Genomic DNA, 2,875 nt, shown 5'->3' with positions numbered 1-2,875 from the left:
ATTTCATAATTTTAGATTCCTATAATTTCTATTTTAAATATATTTTATAGGAATTTTAAAATAACTAGGTTATGCAAGAAGTCTAATATAATGAAGATAAAATAAAGATAAAAAGAAAGGTGAAAAANTTNCAAGAACTAAAAGAAACTAAATTAATTATTAATGAAATAAATATTAAAAAATCANGCTTCNTTTGTTTATTGCAAAAAGCTACTTCCGAACATGATGCACTTCAATTTATTAAAACAAATCAACAGCCANACGCTGCTCATAACTGTTANGCCTACATTAATTGGGAAAAATCAAAATATTATTCGAAAAAGTGATGATGGCGAACCAACTAATACTGCTGGTAAACCAATTTTAGAAATTTTACNTCATCATAATTTAACTAATGTTGTGTGTTTAGTTATTCGTTATTTTGGGNGAATTAAATTAGGAGCTGGCGNATTAATTCGCGCTTATGCTAATAGTNTTAAAACAAACCTNAAAAAAAGCGGAATTAATTCCNTATTTTGAAACAAAAGATATTATTATTAAATTCCCAATTAATAAAATTAAATTAGTTGATGAATATTTAACATATCATTATCAAAATTTAATAATTAATAAAAATTTTAAGGAACCTATTAGCTATCAATTTTCGTTACCTAGTGAACAAATCCATACTTTCCTTTTATGANCCAGCAATAATAAAATTAATATAATTATTTCCGAGCATATAAATAATTAATATTTTTTCCAAGTTTAACAAAGCGTCGTTCATATTCAGTTGGAACATTATTTTCCGCATACTGACTCTGATATAAATTTGTTGTATAATCAACAATTTTTCAATTATTTTCTTTAAATGATTCTAATGAATAAGTAAATAATTGATCATTATCTGTTTTAAAATGAATTTCACCATTATCTTGTAAAATAATTTGATAAAAATCTAAATATATTTTATTTGTTAGCCGACGTTTTTCATGTCGCACTTTTGGTCAAGGATCAGAGAAATTTAAATATATTTTATTAATTTCTTTAGGTGCAAAAATTTCTAGTAAAAAAATAGCACCAAAAACAATTATTTTTAAATTAGATAAATTTTCAGCAATTATTTTTTTTAAANCTAAAACTAAAACTGATGGATAACGTTCGATTNCTAAAAANTTTTGATTTGGATATTTTTTTGCTAATGCTATAATAAAATCCCCTTTCCCAGAACCAATTTCAATATTTAAGGGATTATTATTTTTAAAAATCATTTTTCCCCATTGTCCCTTATAATATTCTGGATTTTGAATTGCAAAGGTAGGATTCTCCATAATATATTCTGTTGCTCAAGGTTTATTTNTTAGTCTCATCTTTAAATCCTTTCNGACTGTTTTTTAATAAAGCTATTTTTATCTCATTACCAATTTCATTTTGTGGTTCATCATAAGTTCCAAATAATGAACCAAACATATAATTAATTTTTAGTTCTTTTAATTTACTATATCCTAAATAACTATTAACTTGTGGTGCAATTAAAATAATATCAAGTTTTTNTGCTAAAATAATATATTCTTTAATTAAATTTTGATAATGCAAATGAATAAACATTTCACNAATAATTGTTGGAGAAAAAACAGCATAATTAGGTTCATAATAGTACAAACTATTTAATTCCGTATCAATTGCTCCAAAATTTTTAACAGCAACTTCAATACCAATATTTTTAATTGTATTTAAANTTTTTTTTAAACTTTTCANGATCAAAGCCAGTTTCCATTAAATCAAAAGTTAAAATTAAATTACCAGGTTTTACTTTTAATTCAATTAATTTTGTTGCAAATTTTTTTAAATTAAACTGATCACTACTAATAAAACTAGCTGGATAAGTAATGAATAATTTTTGTTCTAAATAATAATCTAATTTATGAAAATTTTTAATATTTAATGCCGCATTAAAACGAACTAGCATTGTTTCATGTACAATTCCCCCAAAAGTATTACTATCTTTTCCAAATATTAAATCACTATCAACCCCATCAACTAAATTACTACTATAAATGATATGCTAATNTAAGGCCATCATTTACANTTTATAATTGGAGAATATAAACTAACAATTTTTTCTAACTGAATATGTTCATTTAAAGCTAAAATACTACGTTTTTGGTTTGACAATTNTTTAATATTTTCAGGATCAATAAAAATAATTTGATTTGAATATTCAAGATTTAACCGATTATCTGCTGTTGCAATATTATATTCTTTTAACTTATTTAAATTATTTGATTGTAATNCATATAATGAAGCATATCCTTGTAATTTAACAATTATTTTATAATTTTTTAAAATAAAAGTCGTATTAACTTGTCACAATAAAATTTCAAATTGTTTTAACAAATCAGTTTCTGGTCGTAACTTACTTTTATTATGTAATAAGATACTACTAATATCAGCTTTTTCAATTTGATCAAGGGGAAGAAAAATTCCAAAATGATTTAAACTTGCTTTAAAAAATAAAANATTTTGTTCTTTTCATAGTGTAAAAACTTGATGAGAAATAAGATCAATAATTTTATTTTTAACATNACTATTTANAAATTTGTCTANTTTTTCAATATTATTAATCATAAAANTAAAATAAATTCCACGACNAATCTTATTCTTATGAATTAAATTATAAATAGCATCATGTGCTAAANCCTCACGAACATAACTATTGCGGTCATATTCAATAATATTTTGTAATTTTATTGCATGAACATAAATTAATTCAATAATACCACAAATACTATAAGCAAAATAAGTCATTGCAATTCACACTAATGTGAAAACCATATACATTTTAGACCACTGATTTAGTCTTTAAATTAGAATGGAGATTAAAATGAAAAAGTAT

General features: G+C 22.7%; 2 protein-coding genes. One reads left to right on the top strand and one right to left on the bottom strand.

The genetic code is table 4. The features are described 5' to 3' along the window. Nucleotides 1-222 precede the first annotated feature (222 nt). Complete coding sequence (locus BST80_RS04845; protein ID WP_415746212.1) at nt 223-540, top strand: YigZ family protein; 318 nt, start codon at nt 223-225, stop codon at nt 538-540. A gap of 167 nt (nt 541-707) precedes the next feature. On the opposite strand, the gene trmB is transcribed toward BST80_RS04845, so the two are convergent. After that, nucleotides 708-1,349 (bottom strand): tRNA (guanosine(46)-N7)-methyltransferase TrmB, encoded by a 642-nt coding sequence (gene trmB / locus BST80_RS04840; protein ID WP_415746211.1) that lies wholly within the window; start codon nt 1,347-1,349, stop codon nt 708-710. Nucleotides 1,350-2,875 lie beyond the last annotated feature (1,526 nt).

It is taken from the genome of Spiroplasma sp. Moj, assembly GCF_016082285.1.
GTDB classification, from domain to species: Bacteria; Bacillota_I; Bacilli_A; order Mycoplasmatales; family Mycoplasmataceae; genus Spiroplasma; species Spiroplasma phoeniceum.
This window is presented reverse-complemented; position numbering and strand designations above follow the sequence as displayed.